The sequence below is a fragment of the Streptomyces sp. NPDC054765 genome (genome assembly GCF_053612065.1).
In genome coordinates, this window is the sequence record NZ_JBSHBP010000016.1 from 81,234 (window position 1) to 97,594 (window position 16,361).

Genomic DNA, 16,361 nt, shown 5'->3' on the forward strand with positions numbered 1-16,361 from the left:
CTGGGGGCGGCCGCCCTGCCCGTATGCACAAGGGTCCGCTTCAGGCCGCCGGTGCGGTGGCCACGATCGTGCCGACCGCCCAGTCGAGCTGAGCACCCGTCAGATCCGCGCGGGCGGTGAGCCGCAGCCGGGAGATCCCGTCGGGCACGGACGGCGGCCGGAAGCAGCCGACCGCGAGTCCGGCCGCACGGCAGTCGGCGGCCCAGCGGAGCGCCGCTTCCGGCGAGGGGGCACGGACGGAGACCACCGCCGCGTCCGGGCTTACCGCCGCCAGGCCCGCCGCGCTGAGGCGGTCGTGCAGCCCCCGGGCGATCCGGACGGCCCGGTCGGCGCGCTGTGGTTCGCGGCGCAGCAGCCGGAGCGCGGCGAGGGCACCGCCGGCTGCCGCCGGGGCGAGACCGGTGTCGAAGATGAACGACCGTGCGGTGTTGACCAGATGCTCGATGACCCGGGCCGGGCCGAGCACCGCACCGCCCTGGGAGCCGAGCGACTTGGACAGCGTCACGGTGGTCACCACATCACCGTCCCCGGCGAGCCCGGCCGCCGACAGCGCGCCACGGCCCCCGTCGCCCAACACCCCTAGGCCGTGGGCGTCGTCGACCAGGAGGCCGGCGCCCCGTGCCCGGCAGACCCCGGCCAGCGCGCGGAGCGGCGCGGCGTCCCCGTCGACCGAGAACACCGAGTCGGTCACGGCGAGCGCCCGGCCGTCGTGACCGGTCAGTGCGGCGAGTACGGCCTCCGGATCGGCGTGCGGGACCACTTCGGTACGGGCCCGGGAGAGCCGGCAGCCGTCGATGAGGGAGGCATGGTTGCCCGCGTCGGAGACGATCAGGGTGCCGGGGGCGGTGAGCGCGGTGACGGCGCCGAGATTCGCGGCATACCCGGAGGAGAGCACCAAAGCGGCCTCGAAGCCGCAGAATGCGGCGAGTTCCGTCTCCAGCAGGGCGTGCAGCTCGGTGCTGCCGCTGACCAGCCGGGAGCCGGTCGCGCCGGCGCCCCAGCGGTGTGCGGCCTCGGCCGCACCGCGGGTGACCTCGGGGTGCCGGGCGAGTCCGAGGTAGTCGTTGCCGGCCAGATCGAGCAGCCGGGAGTCGGCCGGGCGCGGACGCAGGGTGCGGACGAGGCCGGCGTGCCGGCGCGCGGCACAGGCGGCATCGAGCCAGTCGAAGGCCGCGTCGTACGCCGGACGGGCGGGCTCGGCGGAGGACTCGGCAGGCCTCGCCGGGGAGGTGTCGCGAAGCGGCGACGGGGCGGAGTCCTGCGGCATCGGCGTCCTTCGTCTGTCGGCCTCGATTGTGGGCTGTCGATAGACGTTAGCGGTCGTTCCGCAGGCTCACGGTGTGGCGATACACACACCTCGATCGCGGCTCGTTGTGGGAATCCTCCTTGGCCGGGGGCGGTGACGTACGCCAGGATCAACGCCATGGACCTGCTGAACACACTGGTGGACAAGGGACTGCGGCGCGAGTTGCCGACCCGCGAAGAGGCGCTGGCCGTACTGGCCACCTCCGATGACGAACTGCTCGATGTCGTGGCCGCGGCCGGAAAGGTACGCCGCCAGTGGTTCGGGCGGCGGGTCAAACTCAACTATCTCGTCAACCTCAAGTCGGGCCTGTGCCCCGAGGACTGCTCCTACTGCTCGCAGCGGCTGGGGTCGAAGGCCGAGATCCTCAAGTACACCTGGCTCAAGCCGGACGACGCCTCCCAGGCCGCCGCCGCCGGGGTGGCCGGCGGTGCCAAGCGCGTCTGTCTGGTGGCCAGCGGCCGCGGCCCCACGGACAAGGACGTGGACCGCGTGTCGGAGACCATCTCCGCCATCAAGGAGCAGAACGAGGGCGTGGAGGTGTGCGCCTGCCTCGGTCTGCTCTCCGACGGCCAGGCCGGCCGGCTGCGCGCGGCGGGCGCCGATGCGTACAACCACAACCTCAACACCTCGGAAGCCACCTACGGCGACATCTGCACCACGCACGACTTCTCGGACCGGGTCTCCACGGTCCAGCAGGCCCAGGCGGCCGGTATGTCCGCCTGCTCCGGGCTGATCGCGGGTATGGGGGAGAGCGACGCCGATCTCGTCGATGTGGTCTTCGCGCTGCGCGAGCTGGACCCGGACTCCGTCCCGGTGAACTTTCTGATTCCGTTCGAGGGCACCCCGCTCGCCAAGGAGTGGAACCTCACCCCGCAGCGCGCGCTGCGCATCCTGGCGATGGTGCGGCTGGTCTGCCCGGACATCGAGGTACGGCTGGCCGGCGGCCGTGAGGTGCATCTGCGCAGCATGCAGCCGCTCGCCCTGCACCTGGTCAACTCCATCTTCCTCGGCGACTATCTGACCAGTGAGGGCCAGGCCGGCCAGGACGACCTCGCGATGATCGCGGACGCCGGCTTCGAGGTGGAGGGCACGGACACCACGACGCTGCCCGAGCACCGCAGGCCGGGTGGCGACACGGTGGCCGACGAGGCCGCCGACGGCACCGAGGCCCCGGCCGCCACCGTCCCGGCACCGTCCGACGAGACCCGCCGCGGTCTGGTCTCGGTACGCCGCCGCGGAGCCGGTACCGAACTGCCCCCCAATGCCTGAGCCGCTCACCCCCGCCGAACTGCTCGCGCTCGACCGGCAGCATGTGTGGCATCCGTACGGGCCGATGCCCGGCCGGACCGCACCGCTGCTGGTGGAGTCGGCGTCCGGGGTCCGGCTCCGGCTGGCCGAACCGGCCGAGGGCCGGGACGAGTTGGTGGACGGCATGTCGTCGTGGTGGTCGGCCGTGCACGGCTACAACCACCCGGTGCTCAATGACGCCGCACGCGGCCAGCTGGACCGGATGAGCCATGTGATGTTCGGCGGGCTCACCCATGAGCCCGCCGTGCGGCTGGCGAAGCGGCTGGTCGACATCAGCCCCGAGCCGCTGCAGCATGTGTTCCTCGCCGACTCCGGATCGGTGTCGGTCGAGGTCGCCGTCAAGATGTGCCTGCAGTACTGGCGCTCGCTGGGGAAGCCGCGCAAACAGCGGCTGTTGACCTGGCGGGGCGGCTATCACGGCGACACCTGGCAGCCGATGTCGGTCTGCGACCCGGACGGCGGCATGCATGAGCTGTGGCAGGGGGTGCTGCCGCGGCAGATCTTCGCCGACGCACCACCGGCCGGCTTCGATGCCGCGCCCGACGCGGCGTACGCGGCGCATCTGCGGGAGCTGATCGGCCGGCACGCCGAGGAACTGGCGGCGGTGATCGTGGAGCCCGTGGTGCAGGGGGCGGGCGGGATGTCGTTCCACTCCCCCGAATATCTGCGGGTGCTGCGGGAGGCCTGCGATGCGCACGGCGTGCTGCTCGTCTTCGACGAGATCGCGACCGGATTCGGCCGTACGGGCGCGCTCTTCGCCGCCGGACACGCGGGCGTGGCGCCCGATGTGATGTGTCTCGGCAAGGCGCTGACCGGCGGATATCTGACCCTGGCGGCGACACTGTGCACGACGGCCGTCGCGGACGGTATCTCCCGTGGCGACCTGCCGGTGCTGGCGCACGGCCCCACTTTCATGGGCAATCCGCTCGCCGCCGCCGTCGCCGACGCCTCGATCGGACTGCTGCTGTCCCAGGACTGGAGGCAGGAGGTCAAGCGGGTCGAGGCCGGGCTGCGGGACGGGCTGGCGCCGGCTGCGGGCATCGCCGGGGTGCGCGAGGTACGCGTACTCGGCGCGATCGGTGTCGTCCAGCTCGACCACGAGGTGGACATGGCGGCCGCGACCCGGGCCGCGGTCCGGGAAGGCGTCTGGCTGCGCCCGTTCCGGGATCTGATCTACACCATGCCGCCGTACATCACGGGTGACGACGAGGTGGCGCGCATCTGCGCCGCGGTGTGCGCGGCGACGCGCGAGGGCTGACCGCACGGGCGGCGGTGACCGGGGGAGGCGCTCCGGCCCGCCACCGCTGCTCCGGCGCTCCGGCACCCCGGCACCCCGGCACAAGGAGGCGCTTCGGCCCGCCACCGCTGCTCCGGCACCCCGGCACAGGAAACGTTCACGCAAGAGTCCTTCACCAGGAACCATTCGCCGTATCCCGCGCGGGATCGGCCGCGCAGAGTCGGAGGAACACCATGTCGGTGCTGTTCGTGACGGGCACGGGCACGGAGATCGGCAAGACCGTGACCACGGCCGCCATCGCCGCGGCGGCGCTCGCCCAGGGACGCTCGGTGGCCGTGCTCAAGCCGGCCCAGACCGGTGTCACGGCGGACGAGACCGGCGACGCGACGGAGGTCGAGCGGCTGGCCGGCCCGGTCACCACCGCCGAACTCGCCCGCTACCCCGACCCGCTGGCACCGTCGACGGCCGCGCTGCGGTCCGGTCTGCCGCCGGTACTCCCCCATGAGATCGCCGAGGCCGCCGCCAAGCTGGACGCCTCCCACGATCTGGTCCTGGTCGAGGGCGCGGGCGGGCTGCTCGTCCGCTTCGACGCGGACGGCCATACCCTCGCCGACGCCGCGCGACTGGCGGACGCCCCCGTCCTGATCGTCGCCCAGCCGGGGCTCGGCACCCTCAACATGACCGCACTGACCGCACTGGCGCTGCGTTCGTACGGACTCGGCTCCCCGGGGGTCGTCGTCGGCAGCTGGCCGGCCGAACCCGATCTGGCATCCCGCTGCAATCTGACCGACCTCCCGGACGCCGCAGGCGCCCCGCTCCTCGGGCTGATCCCGCAGGGCTCGGGCGGGCTGCCGCCGCAGGCCTTCCGCGCCGCGGCCCCTGACTGGCTGGCGCCGGTGCTCGGCGGCTCGGGCACCTTCCGCATTCCCTCGTGACGGCTTCCGTTCATGACGGCATTCCGTTCATGACGGCATTCCCTCGCGCCGGATCCCCTCGTGACGGCGTCCGGGATTGCGTCCTCACCGGCGACGGTGGGCTGCGCAGTGCGCTGACGGCGGTCCGCGTGCGCGCAGCGCCCTGACGGCGGTCCGGCCGGGCTACCCATCCTCCGGAGGGCCGGGGTGCCCCTGGCGCCGCGACGGCCGTCGGCTCGTACAGATTTCCGCACCGCGGAGGATGCTGCGCGGTGCGGCTCGTGGTCCGCGCAGTGGGGAGACTGACAGCAGGAGCGGGCTTCGTCGGCGAAGGGGTCGGTCATGTGGCAGCGCAGGAGAGTTCCGCAAGGCAGCGTCCATCATCCGGTGTTCGCCCGCTTCTACGCGAACTGCTGCGGCCCGGCCGCCGACGCACGGGCGGGCGTGGCCGCGCTCCGGAGGGAGTTGCTCACCGGCGCCACGGGCCGGGTCATCGAGGTCGGTGCGGGCACCGGGCTGAACTTCGCGCACTATCCGGGGACCGTCTCCGAGGTGGTGGCGATCGAACCGGAGCCCACCCTGCGGGAGGTGGCCCGATCGGCGGCGGCGCACGCGGAGGTGCCGGTGGATCTGGTGCCGGGTGTGGCGGAGGCCCTGCCGGTCAAGAGCGAGGCGTTCGATACGGCGGTGGCGTCGCTGGTGCTGTGTTCCGTGCACGAGGTGCAGCGGGCGCTGGTGGAGCTGAGGCGGGTGCTGCGTCCGGGCGGTGAGCTGCGGTTCTTCGAGCACGGGCGGGCCACGGGGCGGGGACTGGCGGCGGTGCAGTGGTCGCTGGACCGGACGGTCTGGCCACTGCTGATGGGGGGCTGTCACACCGGCCGGGATCCGCTGGGCGAGATCCGGACGGCCGGTTTCGAGGTGCTGCGGGTGCGCCGGCTGAAGGTGCCGGAGCGCGGGCCGACGCTGCCGACGTCACCGGCGGTGCTGGGCGCGGCGCGGCGGCCGGCCGGCTGAGCGGTCGCCGCGGGCGGGCGGCCGGCCCGGTCCTCCGCGGCCGTCAGACCGTCCAGGTGCGCAGCTCGTCCGCGATGGTGTGGACATCGGCCGTGCCCTCCTTGACGAGGCGGGCGAGTTCGCGGACCTGCTCGGGAGAGGTGGCGATCTTCAGTCCGCTGGCAACGAGATAGCCATAGGCCACGGCGGTGGCGAACATCGCATTCGAGCGCTCCAACGCCGGCACCTGGAGCAGGAGTTGGAGGAGGCAGGCAGCCCGGTCCTGCGGCTCCGTGTAGACGGGCACGCCGAATATCTCGGCTTCATGGCGGCTGACGGCGGCCACCAGGGCGCCCCAGTCGGTGACCTGGGGGTCACCGGGGGTGTGCTGTTCGGCGATCAGAAGGAGCCAGGCGAGGTCGATACGCAGCGTCACGTGGTGCCCGGCAGCCCTTCGTGGTTGATGGCGGTCGCGGCGCCTTGGCCACTGCCCGGTTCCAGGCCGAATTCCTCGGCGAAGACACGCTCGTACTGCTTCATGAAGTCGGAGGCGGCCTCGACGAAGGTCTGGCCGACCTCGCCCGCGTCCTTGAGGACGAGCTCCTCGATATAGCGATTCATACTCACTCCCCGCTGCAGGGCGCGCTCTCGCGCCGCTTCGGCGGTGGCTTCGTCCACGCGGACGTTCAGCTGTGTCTTCGCCACCCCTCCAAGCTAGCGCGCCACTGCTAGCAGCGGCAAGCGCCCGAGAGTGTGCGCCACCGGCGCCGGGGAGCGGGGCGGCGGCCAAGGAGACCGTCGGCGTGCCGCCCTCCGCGCGCGAGCGGCGCCCGGCCCACCGGCAGGGCCGGCGACCGACCGGAGGACCACGCCGGCCCCGACGTGTCGACATACGGCTGCGACAGCAGTTGGGGCAGCAACGCCAGGGCGACCAGACGGTCCCTTGCCCCCCTGGCCTCCAGCTCCCGCAGGACCCCCTGAGCCCAGCCCGTCACGTTTCGGTAACCTGGCCGAAACCCTTGACGTTCCTCATGGCTCGTTCTTAATCTCACTGCACCGCGTAATTGGCAGTTCCAGCAGTTCACGCGCTGCGGCGTTTTCCGCAGTTTTTTGACAGGCACAGACACAGACCACCTGTCGGTGGCTTCGTCGTGCCTCTTTCTGTGCTCCCCGTGCCGCCGGTAGGTCTTCCTCGAAGGCGGATTCATGGCACAACGTCCGAGCGTCAGAAGCGTCGCCGACGTCGTTGCGCTCATCGATGGGCTGGGAAAGATCACCGGCCGGGCGCAGATTATCTGGTTCCTGGTGTTCGGCGGGCTGTTCCTCGACGCCTACTCGAACGCGGCGCTGAGCGCCGGTCTGGGGCCCATGACGACCCAGATGGAGCTCACCAGCACCCAAGTCTCGATCCTCACGGCCACTGCTCCAGCGCTGGCCATCATCTTCAACCCCCTCGGTGGCTGGCTCGCCACCCGCATCGGCCGCGTCCCCCCGCTGCTCATCGCCAAGGTGTTCGCGATCGCGGGTGCCCTGCTCGCCGCGTTCGCCGGTGGCTTCACCCTCGTGTGGCTCGGCCGGGTCCTGGTGGGTGTCGCGTACGGCATCGACTTCGCGGTCGCCATGGCGCTGCTCGCCGAGTACACGCCCGCGAAGCTGGGCGGCCGGCTGAACCTGTGGCAAGCCGTCTGGTACGTCGCCACCACCAGCAACCTCGCCCTGGCCCTGGTCTTCTTCAACCTGGACGTCGGCGCCGACATCTGGCGCTGGTCGGTCGGCTCGGCCGCGGTCGTCGCCGTCGCGCTGCTGCTGAGCCAGGCGCTGATGCTCAAGGAGAGCCCCACCTGGCTGGCCGGCAAGGGCCGGCTGGACGAGTCCGTCGCCAACCTGGACCGGATCTACGGGATCAAGGCAGTCGTCGGTACGCCCGACGCGATGACCCGCACCGCGGCTGAGGCACCGGTCATCGGGTTCCGCCAGACCGGGCTTTTGTTCAAGGGCGAGTACCTGCCGCGCACGGTCCTCTCCTCGGTGATCTCGCTCGGGCAGTCGATGCAGTACTTCGCGGTCGGCTGGTACCTCCCGCTGATCAGCCTGACGATCTTCGGCGAGAGCTTCGAGAAGGCCACCGTCGGTTCGATGGTCTTCAACGCCTTCGGCATCGCGGGCGGGTTGCTGTCCGCGTACTTCGGCCGCCGGCTCGGACTGCGGCTGAGCTCGGCCGCCGGTTTCGCCGGAGTCTTCGTGGCCCTGGTGGCGATGGGGCTGACCTTCGAGAAGGTCCCCCTGGCCGTGGCGTTCCTACTGCCGGTGCTGTTCATCCTCTGCCACTCGGCGGGCCCCGGGGCCAACGGCAAGTCCATCGCCGCGCTCTCGTACAGCAGTGATGTCCGTGCGCTCGGCACCGGTGTCACCGGGATGGTCGGCAGCTTCGGCAGTGTCGCCGGGCTGTATCTGTTTCCGCAGATCAAGGATTCGCTCGGACTCGCCGACACCTTCCTGATGCTGTCCGTCGTGCCGCTGCTCGGCCTGATCACCTGCCTGGTGATCAAGTGGGACCCGATGAAGGCCGCCTCGCCCGACGAGGTCGCCGGACAGGGCCGTGACGCCACTGCGGCGCTCTCCGTGACTGCGCGCTGACCCGCCGCCGGACCTGGCACACCGCGCGGTGGTCCCCTCCCCTCCGTATCCGTCCCCTCCGTACCCCTTCATCCCTTCCCTCCGTATCCGTCCCCTCCGTATCCCTCCGCACGGCTTGCTCGCGATGCTCGAATGAAAGGGCTGCCATGACCCAGACGTTCCCCGGCGCCTCCCCACGGCGCGGTGTGCTGTCCATCGACGAGGGCACCACGGGCACCCGCGCCGGAGTCGTGCTCGACTCGGGCGCCACCCACGAGGTGTTCTACCGGCCGATCAAGGTCAGCCATCCTAATGACCTCTCGGTCGAGCAGGACCCGATGGAGATCTGGACCGCCACCCTTGAGGTGGCGCGCCGGGCCGTCGGCGGGGCACGCGAGGACGGCATCGAGATCACCTCGGTCGCGCTGTCCACACAGCGTGCCACGGCGATGCTGTGGGACCGGGTCACCGGGCGGCCGCTACTGCCCGCGGTGGTGTGGCAGGACCGCCGGTATGCGCATGAGCTCACCGCCTTCGAGGCGGAGTGGGACGCCCTCCTGCTGGCCCGGCAGGGCCGGCCGGTCGGCGCCCGCGCCCCGTTCCTCTGGGCCGCCCGGCAAATCGCCGCACATCCGGAGGTGGCCGAGGCGCACCGGTCGGGACGGCTGCTCTTCGGCACCGTCGACACCTGGCTGATCTGGCGCCTCACCGGTGGCTCCGTGCACGCCACCACCCCGACCAATGCCGCGTCCACCGGCGGCTACCTGCTTCAGCGACACGCCTGGGACGAGGAATGGATCGACCACCTCGGCTTCCCCCTCGACCTGCTGCCCGAACTACGCTCCGACGACACCGGTTTCGGCACGACCGACCCGGACGCCCTCGGCATCGCCGTCCCGCTGGCCGCCTCCATGGGCGACCAGCACGCCGCACTCGTCGCGCTCGGCGGTCTCGCCGCCGGGCAGGGCATGTGCATGTACGGGACCGGCGCGTTCGTCGACGCGGCGACCGGCACCACGCCCGCCCTGCCCCGGCCGGACATCTCCGGGGTGCTCGCCCAGCCCGGCCGGCGGCAGGGTGACATCAGTCACTACAGCCTGGAGGCGTACACCTCCACCGCGGGGTCGGCGCTGCGCTGGCTCTGTGACGATCTGGGCCTGTTCGCCTCGCCGAAGGAGCTCGGTGAGGAAGCGGGCCGGGTCCCCACCCGGCCGGGCCGCACCCCGCGTTTCGTCCCGGCACTCGCCGGGGTCCGTACGCCGGTCTGGCACCCGGAGGCCACCGCGTCCCTCACCGGACTCACCCTCGCCACCACCCGCGCCGACCTCGCCCGCGCCGTGCTCGACGGGATCGCGCACTCGGTGTGCGACCTGATCGACGGGGTCGCCGACACCATGGGCACCCCGTTCACCCGGCTCCGGGTCGGCGGCGGCGTCTCCGGCAGCGACCCGCTGATACAGATCCAGGCCGACCTGACCGGCCTGCCGCTGGAACGGGTCGCCGACTCCGCCACCGCCAGCCTGCGCGGCACCGCCTATCTGGCCGGGGTCGCCCAGGGCCTGTGGTCCTCGCTCGAAGAGGTCGTCGAGGCGCAGCCGCAGGGCCGGGTCTTCGAACCGTCGATCACGTCGGCCGAGTGCACCGAACTGCGCACCGCCTGGCGCGATGTGCTGATCGCCCATCTGAACGACCCCACGCTGCTCCCCCTGCGGGAGGGCACGCCCGAACCTCACACCCCCCACTGACGGCCCCCCGGCCGTCACACCGGCGGCCCGCACAGGATGCCGGGCCGCCGAACCGAAACACCAGGAGTTGATGTTGTGATCACCATGCCCGCCCGGAAACCGCGGCGCACCGCCGCGGCGACCCGCCGGACACCGCTGCTGTTCGACCGGGCCGCCCTCAAGCGCCGACTGGCCGACGACACGTACGACGTGCTCGTCATCGGCGGCGGCATCACCGGGGCGTATGCCGTGCTCGACGCCGCCTCGCGCGGTCTGCGCGCAGCCTTGGTCGAGAAGGACGACTTCGCCTCCGGCACCTCGTCGAAGTCGTCGAAGATGGTGCACGGCGGCCTGCGCTACATCGAGCAGGGCAACGTCAATCTGGTCCGCCACTCGCTCCTGGAGCGCCACCGCTTCCGGAAGAACGCACCGCACCTGGTGCACCGGCTGCCGTTCCTCTTCCCGATCCTGGAGAAGGAGGGCGCCTTCGACGCCCGCCTGGCCACGGCCTTCGAGGGTCTGCTGTGGACGTACGACCTGGTCGGTGGATGGCGGATCGGCAAGCTCCACCAGCGGCTCACCGTTCCCGAGGTGCTCGCCCAGGCTCCGACGCTGCGCGCCGAGAACCTCAAGGGCGGGCTGATGTACTTCGACGCCCGCACCGACGACGCCCGGCTCGTCCTCACCATCGTCCGCACCGCCGCCGCGCTCGGCGCGACGGTCCTCAACGGTGCCAGGGCGGAAGGTCTGCTGATGCAGAAGGGCAAGGTGTCCGGTGCCCGAATCTCGGCGGACGGCGACACCCTCGACATCCGCGCCCGAGCCGTCGTCAACGCCACCGGGGTGTGGACCGACGAGCTGGACGCGAAGGCGGACGACTGTCACCGGCCGCAGGTCCGGCCCGCCAAGGGCGTCCACATCGTGGTGCCGTGGGACAAGGTGCGGATCAACTGCACGGTCACCGTGCCGATCCCCGGCCGGGCCCGCCGCGCGACTTGCACCCGCTGGGGCAACAACGTCGTGCTGGGCACCACCGACGAGGACTACCAGGGCTCCCCGGACGATGTGCACTGCACCCGTGAGGAGATGGACTTCCTGCTGGAGGGCGCCAACACCGCCTTCGAGGGGAAGCTCACCCCGGACGATGTGGTCGGCTCCATCGGCGGTCTGCGCCCGCTGGTCGGCGCCAAGGAGGGCGCCACCCTCGATATGCGCCGCGACCACCACATCACCGTCGGCCGCACCGGCATGGTGACGGTGACCGGCGGTAAGCTCACCACCAGCCGGCACATGGGCGAGCTCGTCATCGACAAGGCGATGACCGTCCTCGGCCGCAAGGGCAAGAGCCGCACCGCCGACCTCCCACTCCTCGGCGGCGCCGGTTACGACTCCGAGGCCGTCGCCGCGTCCGGTGGCATCGCCGCCCACCTGGGCGAGCGCTTCGGCACCGAGGCCCGCTTCGTCGGCGACCTCATCCAGGACGACCCGTCGCTGGCCGAGCCGATCGTCGCCGGACTTCCGTACACGAAGGCGGAGGTCGTGTACGCGGCCCGTGCCGAGCTGGCCCGGTCGGTTGACGACGTCCTCTCCCGCCGCACCCGCGCCCGGCTGTTCGCCCGGGACGCCTCCATCGACGCCGCCGAAGCCGTCGGCGCGCTCCTCGGCCAGGAACTGAACCTCACCGAGGCGGAGGTCGAGCGCTCGGTCGCCGAGTACCTCGCAGCCGTCCATCACGAAAAGTCCGTACTCCTCGAAGGGACAGCAGCATGATCAGCCGTCAGACCATCACCCACCCGTTCAACCGGGGCAACTACACCGTCGGTGCCCCCAGCCCCGCCAAGTGGGCGCGCGACACCCCGGTCGGCGACGGCGAGGCCGCGCTTCAGGTCAACCCGGTCAAGGTCCCCGATGCCGTCGTCGAGGCGCTGCGCGAGGCCGCGCACGCGGTGCACACTTCCCGCGACGAGGTCGTCACCCGGACCCGCGACTGGTGGGCCGGCTCGATGATCGGCGAGACCGAGGGCCGTCCCGCGGCCCCGGACGCCGTGATCGTCGAGGCCGCCGACGCCGACCAGGTCGCGGCCGTGCTGCGGATCTGCCACGAGGCCGGCATTCCGGTCACCCCCTCCGCGGGCCGCTCCAACGTCACCGGCGCCGCGCTGCCCGTCTTCGGCGGCGTCGTCCTGGACGTGTGCGGACTCAACCGGATCACCGGCTTCGACGCCGAGTCGAACGTCGTGGACGTCCAGGCCGGTATGTTCGGCGACCTGTTCGAAAAGCAGCTCCAGGAGGAGTACGGCGTCACCACCGGCCACTGGCCGTCCGCGTTCGCCGTCTCCACCGTCGGCGGCTGGATCGCCTGCCGCGGCGCCGGTCAGCTCTCCACCCGGTACGGCAAGATCGAGGACATGGTCATCGGCGTCGACGTCGTACACGCCGACGGCACCCGGGCCACGTACGGCGACTACGCCCGCGCCGCGGTCGGCCCGGACCTGCGCCAGCTGTTCGTCGGCTCCGAGGGCACCCTCGGTGTCATCGTCTCGGCCCGGCTGCGCGTCCACCCGCTGCCGGAGTACGCGAGCGCCGTCGCGTACGGCTTCAAGACCTTCGCGGAAGGCCTGGAGGCCTGCCGCAGGATCATGCAGCGCGGCGCCACCCCGGCCGTCCTGCGCCTGTACGACACTCTGGAGTCGGGCAACCACTTCAGCCACCCGGAGACCAACCTCCTGCTCATCGCCGACGAGGGCGACCCGGCCATCGTCGATGCCTCGATCAAGGTGGCGAAAGAGGTCTGCGAGGCGTACGGCCCCGAACTGGACAGCCAGGCCGTCTTCGAGCGCTGGCTGGACGAGCGGATGGTGGTCGGCAAGTCCGCCGAAGGCTTCAAGCCGGGTCCGGGCCTCGTCGCCGACACCCTGGAGATGGCCGCGTCCTGGACCGACCTCCCGGTGATCTACGACGAGGTGGTCGCCGCGATCCAGGCGGTGTACGGCACCCTGGCCGCCTCGGCCCACCAGTCCCACGCATACACCGACGGCGCCTGCGTCTACTTCTCGCTGCGCGGCGATGTGGCGCCCGACTCGCGCCGCGACTGGTACCGCGCGGTGTGGGACGCGGCCAACGCCGTACTGATCAAGCACGCGGCGGCGCTCAGCCACCACCATGGCTGCGGTCTGCTGCGCGGCCCCTACCTGGAGGAATCCCTCGGGGCGGGCTTCGCGACGTTCGTCGCGGTGAAGAAGGCCCTGGACCCGGCCGGCATCCTCAACCCTGGCAAGCTGGGCCTTCCCAGCCGCTTCGGTACGTCTCCGCTGAGCTGACCTCAGCAGCCACAGACCCTCGAACCCAGGTAGGCCCTTGCCATGACTCCTTCGCCGTCCCGGTCCAGTGCCCCACTCGATGCCCGGCTGACCTCCGCGCTGGCCGAGGTCCCGGTCATCGCGTCGGTCGTCACCACCCAGCCGCTGCGGCAGTTCCTGACCGCACCGGCCAAGGTGTGCATCGTCGCGTCGCTCACGGTGGGGCAGCTGCCCCAGGTCGTGCCGGCGCTGGTCCGGGCGGGGAAGACCGTGTTCGTGAACGTGGACAGCAGCCCCGGTCTGGCCCAGGACCGGGGCGCGCTGGAGTTCCTCAAGAACATGGGCGCGCACGGCGTGGTCAGCACCCGCCTCTCGCTGATCGAGAAGGGCCGGCCGCTCGGCCTGCTGACGATGATGAAGGTGTTCGTCACCGACCGGTCCAATCTGCGCCGCTCCACGGACGCGGTCTCGCGCGGGGCGCCGGACCTGGTCGAGATCATGCCCGCCCCGATCGTCGCCCGGATGAGCGAGCAGGCACGGCGCGCGATGTCCCCGTCGGTCGCCGCGGGCTTCGTGGAGACCCCCGCGGACGTGGCGCTCGCGCTGGCCCTCGGGTCCGTTGCCGCCGCCACGTCCAACCCCCGCCTCTGGCACCTGCGCCGGGACCAGCTGCCGCCAGTTCCGCCCGCCGCACTGAAGCGACCTGCCGCACCCACCCAGGAGTAAGCCCCCATGTCATACGTTGTCGTCGCCCGCTACCGCGTCAAGGAGGGCGAGGAGAACACCGTCCTCCCCCTGCTCGACACGATGGCCGCCGCGTCCCGCCAGGAGCCTGGCAACCTCGCCTACCGCGTCCACCAGGGCACCGAGGACCCGCGGGCGATCGTGCTGTACGAGGAGTACGTCTCCGAAGCCGACTTCACCTCGCACTGCGCCACCCCGCACTTCCAGGAGATCGTTCTCGGCAAGGTCGTCCCGCTGCTGGAGAGCCGTGACGTGCTGCGCTGCGCCCCGCGTCCGGAGGTGCGGGCATGAAGACCCGTGCGGTGGTGCTGCGCGGCATATCGACCGCCCGCCCCTACTCCGAGACCCGCCCGGTCGAGGTGGAGGAGCTGGAGCTGGGCGGCCCGCGCGAGGGCGAGGTGCTGGTCCGGATCGCGGCCGCCTCGCTCTGCCACTCGGACCTGTCGGTGGTCAACGGCGACCGGGTCCGCCCGCTGCCGATGGCGCTGGGGCACGAGGCGGTGGGCATCGTGCAGGAGACCGGACCGGGCGTCGCCCGGGTCCGCCCCGGTGACCACGTGGCCCTGGTCTTCGTGCCCAGCTGCGGCTTCTGCGCCGACTGCGCGGCCGGCCGGCCCGCCCTGTGTGCACAGGCCGCCGCGGCGAACGGGTCGGGAGCGCTGCTGCACGGCCCGTCCCTACTGACCGACGCCTCCGGCAACCCGGTCCACCACCAGCTGGGCGTCTCCGCGTTCTCCGAACACGCGGTGCTGGCCCAGGAGTCGGTGGTACCGATACCGCAGGACATCCCGTTCACGGTGGCGTCGATGTTCGGCTGCGCGGTTCTGACCGGCGCCGGTGCCGTCATCAATACGGCGTCCCTGCGCCCCGGCCAGTCGACGGTGGTCTACGGCCTGGGCGGCGTGGGCCTGGCCGCAGTGCTGGGGGCCCGCGCGGCGGGCGCGTACCCGGTCATCGCGGTCGACCCGGTACCGGAGAAGCGCGAGCTGGCCCTCCGGTTGGGCGCAACCCACGCGTACGCCCCCGGCGAGGCGGTCGAGGCGATTCATGACCTCACTTCCGGTGGTGCCGAGCTGGCGGTCGAGGCAGTGGGCAGCCCGAAGGTGATGGCCGAATGCCTGACGGCCGTGGCCCGGGGCGGCATGGCCGTCTCGGTGGGCCTGCCCGCCCCCGACCGGGTGCTGGAGGTCCCGGCGCTGACGTTCGCGGGCGAGGGCAAGTCCCTGCTGGGCTCGTACATGGGCGACGCGGTACCGCGCCGCGACATTCCCCGGTTCCTGGACCTGTGGCGGGCGGGCCAGCTGCCGGTGGAGCGGATGCACACCGACACCCTGCCGCTGACCGGCATCAACACGGCGATGGAGGAGCTGGCCTCGGGCCGGGCGATCCGTCAGGTCATCGACACATCGGGAATGCTGGACGTCTGACCCCACCCGCCGCGCCGTCAGTGCCGAATCCGCAGGTGGTGCGGGGTGTGTGGTGGCTGACACTGCGCTGACGGAGAACGGCGGGCTGCTGCTGGCGGCCGAGCCGGACCGGACGCTCTCGCTTCCAGAGCGCCGAAATCGTTCGCCGAACGGGTCGGCGCTCTGCTTGGCTCGCCCCATGAGCGATCTCCAGATCCGTTGCGCCTACCTGTCAGATGTCGGCGCCGTGTTGCAGTTCTGGCGCGAAGCCGCAGAAGGAACGAGCATCAGCGACGACTACGACGGGGTGGCCAGGCTCATCTCAAGAGACCCCGAAGCCCTGCTTCTCGCAGAGCGTGACGGACTCCTCGTGGGAACCGTCATAGCCGGTTTCGATGGCTGGCGCTGCCATCTCTACCGGCTGGCCGTACACCCCGAATGCCGCAGGCAGGGCATCGGCGGCGCGCTGCTGACGGCCGCCGAGGAGCGGTTTCGCGCGCTGGGCGGCCGGCGCGGCGATGCGATGGTGCTGGACCGCAATGAACCGGCGCGGCAGGCGTGGCGTGCGGCGGGCTATGCGCCCGAGCCGCAGTGGAGCCGCTGGGTCAAGCACCTCGACGGCTGAGCGACGTTTCGACAAGCGCCAAGAGCCCGCTCCGGCCGGTGGCGGGCTCTTGCCCGACCACCAACTTTGCTGACCCTTTACCATGGGAGCCTCCCCTCCCCTGTGAAAGGTGTGTGAGCGTCCAGCCATGGGCGAACCTCCCAGTTGTCGAGCACCCTCCCGACAGAGCGCGAACCTCCCGATCCTGTT

15 protein-coding genes are annotated in these 16,361 nt (G+C 71.6%); 12 read left to right on the forward strand and 3 right to left on the reverse strand.

Annotation, left to right across the window (positions count from 1 at the left end):
* Positions 1–40 precede the first annotated feature (40 nt).
* Positions 41–1,267, reverse strand: a complete 1,227-nt coding sequence (locus ACWGJY_RS13335) for an 8-amino-7-oxononanoate synthase (RefSeq protein ID WP_453260910.1) — start codon at positions 1,265–1,267, stop codon at positions 41–43.
* A 156-nt stretch (positions 1,268–1,423) separates the two neighbouring features.
* Between ACWGJY_RS13335 and bioB the strand changes: the two genes are divergently transcribed.
* From bioB to ACWGJY_RS13355, 4 genes are all read left to right on the forward strand, one after another.
* Positions 1,424–2,575, forward strand: coding sequence for a biotin synthase BioB (bioB, locus tag ACWGJY_RS13340; protein WP_453260911.1), 1,152 nt, complete (start codon positions 1,424–1,426; stop codon positions 2,573–2,575).
* Complete coding sequence (locus ACWGJY_RS13345; RefSeq protein WP_453260912.1) at positions 2,568–3,872, forward strand: adenosylmethionine--8-amino-7-oxononanoate transaminase; 1,305 nt, start codon at positions 2,568–2,570, stop codon at positions 3,870–3,872. The genes bioB and ACWGJY_RS13345 overlap by 8 nt, the downstream gene beginning before the upstream one ends.
* Positions 3,873–4,084: 212 nt before the next feature.
* A complete protein-coding gene (gene bioD, locus ACWGJY_RS13350; RefSeq protein ID WP_453260913.1) occupies positions 4,085–4,786 on the forward strand; it encodes a dethiobiotin synthase in 702 nt (233 codons plus the stop codon).
* Positions 4,787–5,107: 321 nt separating this feature from the next.
* A complete protein-coding gene (locus tag ACWGJY_RS13355) occupies positions 5,108–5,779 on the forward strand; it encodes a class I SAM-dependent methyltransferase (protein WP_453260914.1) in 672 nt (223 codons plus the stop codon).
* 43 nt (positions 5,780–5,822) lie between these two features.
* Here the strand turns inward: ACWGJY_RS13355 and ACWGJY_RS13360 are convergent, their stop codons facing one another.
* A complete protein-coding gene (locus ACWGJY_RS13360; protein ID WP_453260915.1) occupies positions 5,823–6,194 on the reverse strand; it encodes a fic family toxin-antitoxin system, toxin component in 372 nt (123 codons plus the stop codon).
* Entirely contained in the window at positions 6,191–6,463 is a 273-nt protein-coding gene (locus ACWGJY_RS13365) for a toxin-antitoxin system HicB family antitoxin (protein WP_453260916.1), read from the reverse strand. Before ACWGJY_RS13365 ends, ACWGJY_RS13360 begins: the two co-directional genes overlap by 4 nt.
* 501 nt (positions 6,464–6,964) lie before the next feature.
* Here ACWGJY_RS13365 and ACWGJY_RS13370 point away from each other — a divergent pair.
* From ACWGJY_RS13370 to ACWGJY_RS13405, 8 genes are all read left to right on the forward strand, one after another.
* Positions 6,965–8,395 carry an MFS transporter gene (locus ACWGJY_RS13370; RefSeq protein ID WP_453260917.1) on the forward strand — a complete coding sequence of 477 codons (1,431 nt, stop codon included), beginning with the start codon at positions 6,965–6,967 and terminating at the stop codon, positions 8,393–8,395.
* 146 nt (positions 8,396–8,541) lie between these two features.
* Positions 8,542–10,119 carry an FGGY family carbohydrate kinase gene (locus ACWGJY_RS13375; protein WP_453260918.1) on the forward strand — a complete coding sequence of 526 codons (1,578 nt, stop codon included), beginning with the start codon at positions 8,542–8,544 and terminating at the stop codon, positions 10,117–10,119.
* Between the two features lie 75 nt (positions 10,120–10,194).
* Positions 10,195–11,868 (forward strand): FAD-dependent oxidoreductase, encoded by a 1,674-nt coding sequence (locus ACWGJY_RS13380; protein ID WP_453260919.1) that lies wholly within the window; start codon positions 10,195–10,197, stop codon positions 11,866–11,868.
* Complete coding sequence (locus tag ACWGJY_RS13385) at positions 11,865–13,418, forward strand: FAD-binding oxidoreductase (RefSeq protein WP_453260920.1); 1,554 nt, start codon at positions 11,865–11,867, stop codon at positions 13,416–13,418. Before ACWGJY_RS13380 ends, ACWGJY_RS13385 begins: the two co-directional genes overlap by 4 nt.
* 42 nt (positions 13,419–13,460) lie before the next feature.
* The gene (locus ACWGJY_RS13390) at positions 13,461–14,123 is read left to right on the forward strand and encodes a glycerol-3-phosphate responsive antiterminator (RefSeq protein WP_453260921.1); all 663 of its coding nucleotides are present in this window, start codon (positions 13,461–13,463) and stop codon (positions 14,121–14,123) included.
* Positions 14,124–14,129: 6 nt separating this feature from the next.
* Positions 14,130–14,432: a putative quinol monooxygenase gene (locus ACWGJY_RS13395; RefSeq protein ID WP_453260922.1), complete on the forward strand. Its 303-nt coding sequence runs from the start codon at positions 14,130–14,132 to the stop codon at positions 14,430–14,432.
* A complete protein-coding gene (locus ACWGJY_RS13400) occupies positions 14,429–15,568 on the forward strand; it encodes a zinc-binding dehydrogenase (protein ID WP_453260923.1) in 1,140 nt (379 codons plus the stop codon). The genes ACWGJY_RS13395 and ACWGJY_RS13400 overlap by 4 nt, the downstream gene beginning before the upstream one ends.
* Before the next feature lie 178 nt (positions 15,569–15,746).
* Positions 15,747–16,172: a GNAT family N-acetyltransferase gene (locus ACWGJY_RS13405; protein ID WP_453260966.1), complete on the forward strand. Its 426-nt coding sequence runs from the start codon at positions 15,747–15,749 to the stop codon at positions 16,170–16,172.
* The last annotated feature ends 189 nt before the right edge of the window (positions 16,173–16,361 follow it).

Coding starts and splice junctions, on each gene's coding strand:
- ACWGJY_RS13335 (WP_453260910.1), bottom strand. CDS start 1,267: ATGCCGCAGGACTCCGCCCCGTCGCCGCTTCGCGACACCTCCCCGGCG.
- bioB (WP_453260911.1), top strand. CDS start 1,424: ATGGACCTGCTGAACACACTGGTGGACAAGGGACTGCGGCGCGAGTTG.
- ACWGJY_RS13345 (WP_453260912.1), top strand. CDS start 2,568: ATGCCTGAGCCGCTCACCCCCGCCGAACTGCTCGCGCTCGACCGGCAG.
- bioD (WP_453260913.1), top strand. CDS start 4,085: ATGTCGGTGCTGTTCGTGACGGGCACGGGCACGGAGATCGGCAAGACC.
- ACWGJY_RS13355 (WP_453260914.1), top strand. CDS start 5,108: ATGTGGCAGCGCAGGAGAGTTCCGCAAGGCAGCGTCCATCATCCGGTG.
- ACWGJY_RS13370 (WP_453260917.1), top strand. CDS start 6,965: ATGGCACAACGTCCGAGCGTCAGAAGCGTCGCCGACGTCGTTGCGCTC.
- ACWGJY_RS13375 (WP_453260918.1), top strand. CDS start 8,542: ATGACCCAGACGTTCCCCGGCGCCTCCCCACGGCGCGGTGTGCTGTCC.
- ACWGJY_RS13385 (WP_453260920.1), top strand. CDS start 11,865: ATGATCAGCCGTCAGACCATCACCCACCCGTTCAACCGGGGCAACTAC.
- ACWGJY_RS13390 (WP_453260921.1), top strand. CDS start 13,461: ATGACTCCTTCGCCGTCCCGGTCCAGTGCCCCACTCGATGCCCGGCTG.
- ACWGJY_RS13395 (WP_453260922.1), top strand. CDS start 14,130: ATGTCATACGTTGTCGTCGCCCGCTACCGCGTCAAGGAGGGCGAGGAG.
- ACWGJY_RS13400 (WP_453260923.1), top strand. CDS start 14,429: ATGAAGACCCGTGCGGTGGTGCTGCGCGGCATATCGACCGCCCGCCCC.
- ACWGJY_RS13405 (WP_453260966.1), top strand. CDS start 15,747: ATGAGCGATCTCCAGATCCGTTGCGCCTACCTGTCAGATGTCGGCGCC.